This is a genomic window from Streptococcus oralis, from assembly GCF_001578945.1.
GTDB lineage: Bacteria > Bacillota > Bacilli > Lactobacillales > Streptococcaceae > Streptococcus > Streptococcus oralis_Q.
On record NZ_KQ969632.1, the window covers coordinates 1 to 383 of the forward strand.

At 38.4% G+C, this 383-nt stretch carries 1 protein-coding gene; it reads left to right on the plus strand.

The features are described from left to right. Window positions 1-94 precede the first annotated feature (94 nt). A partial coding sequence (locus tag SORDD16_RS10935) for a helix-turn-helix domain-containing protein (protein WP_164966534.1) occupies window positions 95-383 on the plus strand: 289 nt, incomplete at its 3' end.

A 383-nucleotide genomic window follows, 5' to 3' on the forward strand; every position in this document is an offset into this window, starting at 1 on the left:
GATAAATTGTAAAATATAGTGCAACAAAAAAACTCATAGCATTTCATTGGTGTAAACTGTAAGTAACCACACAAACAGAAACCGAGGAAAAACTATGAGCTACTCCCATCTTACCATAACCGACCGAATAAAGATAGAAACTTACTTGGATTTAGGTTTGAAACCTTGCCAAATTGCAAGTAAACTTGGCGTCCATAAGTCTACCATTTCAAGAGAGTTAAGACGATGCCAAAATAGTTATTCTGCAGACTTAGCACAGGAACAATACGACCACAGGGCTAAGCAAAAAGGTCGGAAGTCTTGTTTAACACCAAAGTTGAAAAAGGAAATTGAGAACGGTTTAAAATCCTCCTGGTCGCCTGAACAGATTTGTGGCCGCTATC